Here is a 1,911-nt window from a genome sequence, read left to right as displayed (position 1 = left end):
GTGGGAGCGAGCTTGCTCGCGATTGACGGTAGCTCAGTCACCGCCGGCCCCGGCTCATCCGCTTGCTCAGAAACTCAAACATCTCCTGCCGAATCACCAGCGCCTCGTTCGCCAGGTGATGCCGTCCTTCGGGCAGCATCAAGACTTGCGGCCGATCGAACTTACCGCGCAGCACCTGCAGGTTATGCCGCCAATCCACGGTCATGTCCGCCTGCCCCTGCACAATCAGCGGCTGGCGCGGGCTGCTCGGCGCCGCCTCGATACGCTTGATCCATTGCGCCAGCGCGCCGACCCACGCGGTGGGCAGGCGCAGCGGTTGCAGGGGGTCGGCCTGCAGGAATGGCAGGAAATCCGGATCGGTGGAGTTCTCACTGAAGCGCCGGGCGATGCCGGTCACGAAGGGCTTGAGCAGGTAATAGCTGAGGCGTGACCAGCCCCAGGCCCGAGGTCGCACCAACGGCGACAACAGGATGACCTGGCCCTGGGCCGGACTTTGCGCGCCCTGGTTGAGCACATGGTCCACTACGATCGCCCCGCCGGTGCTTTGTCCGCACAGGTGCCAGGGTTGCGGCAAATCCAGCGTTCCGGCCTCAGCCAGCAGGCCTTGCAACGTTGCCTGGTAGTCGGCGAAATCGCCGATGCTGGCGCGCTCACCACCCGACAGGCCATGGCCCGGCAAGTCGCAACTGATGACCACGAACTGCTGATCCAGTGCCCATTCGATCAGGTGCCGATACAAGCCCATATGGTCGTAATAGCCGTGAAAGAGGAACAAGGTCGCCACGGCCTTTTCCGGCCACCACACCTGGCCCACCAACTCATACCCGGCGCGCTGGAACCGCCCCAGGCCTCGGCGCAAGGTACGTGTCGGGAAATCCAGCCCATAGAAATGCTGGTACGCCTGCGCTTGCGCAGAAAGGGGCTGCCATTGCGCCAGGGGTTGCAGGTTGGCGCGCAGGAGATCGGGGTCGAAAGAGGCAGGCATCAAGAGTCCAGGCAAAAGCGCATCGCGCGAAACAGGCTTTATGAGCCTGCGATATTCATCTGTCGCGCCAGGCATGGCAAGCTACGCCGCTTAAGAGGATCGACTCCATGCGCTCGTCCCACCGTACGACCTTGCTTGCCAGCCTCATCGCCCTCGGGTGCGCCGCCGTGCTGTGGTTCGCCTACGACTGGTTCCAGGGGCGCTTCCTCCGGGCGTTCAGCCAACACACCGCGGTGTTTTCCGGCGATCCGTTGCGCCTGCCTCCCGACCTGGCCGGCCCCGGCGCGATCCGCCTGGTGCATTTCTGGGATCCGGCCTGCCCGTGCAACGTCGGCAACCAGCAGCACCTTTCCGAGCTGATCGACAAATACGCACCCCAAGGGGTCGAGTTCTATGCGGTCCAGAAAACCGGCAGCCAAGGGCACCTACCCTCCAACCTGACCCACCTCAAGCCCCTGGCCGCGTTGCCGGGCTCGGGGCAGATTCCCGCCAGTCCCGCCGTGGCGATCTGGGACCGCGCCGGCAAGTTGGCATACTTCGGTCCTTACAGCGAGGGCTTGACCTGCAACTCCAGCAACAGCTTTATCGAGCCGATTCTCGAAGCACTAAGTGTTGACCGGGAAGTTAACGCGACCCATACCCTCGCGGTGGGCTGTTATTGCCCATGGTCGACTTCGAATTGATCTAATCAAACTACGATACGTATTGACAACATATCCGTCCTCGACGGAAAAAGTTGAGCGCTTGCTCTTTTTTAGAGCCCTTGCTCAAAGTGACCGTTTTAGCTGAACCGTTTGTCGGATCCAATTTTGCCCTCGGCGCCCGATGCGCCTCTTTTTTGCCGCCAAGCCCCAAGCCAGTCGGGTTATCAGGGGTTTTCGAGGCGTTCCGACCGTCGAGCTGAATCGATTAACAACCGCCGCCGC

2 protein-coding genes are annotated in these 1,911 nt (G+C 62.2%); one reads left to right on the top strand and one right to left on the bottom strand.

The window, feature by feature from the left end; all coding sequences use genetic code 11:
- Positions 1-37: 37 nt before the first annotated feature.
- Entirely contained in the window at positions 38-985 is a 948-nt protein-coding gene (locus tag OC610_RS26670; RefSeq protein ID WP_264432219.1) for a phospholipase BipL, read from the bottom strand.
- A gap of 107 nt (positions 986-1,092) precedes the next feature.
- Between OC610_RS26670 and OC610_RS26665 the strand changes: the two genes are divergently transcribed.
- Positions 1,093-1,668 carry a DUF6436 domain-containing protein gene (locus tag OC610_RS26665; protein ID WP_264432218.1) on the top strand — a complete coding sequence of 192 codons (576 nt, stop codon included), beginning with the start codon at positions 1,093-1,095 and terminating at the stop codon, positions 1,666-1,668.
- Positions 1,669-1,911 lie beyond the last annotated feature (243 nt).

Origin of the sequence: Pseudomonas agronomica (genome assembly GCF_025917275.1) — a bacterium.
GTDB classification, from domain to species: Bacteria; Pseudomonadota; Gammaproteobacteria; order Pseudomonadales; family Pseudomonadaceae; genus Aquipseudomonas; species Aquipseudomonas agronomica.
The sequence above is the reverse complement of the archived record's forward strand: the minus strand, read 5'-3'. Positions and strand labels throughout refer to the sequence as shown.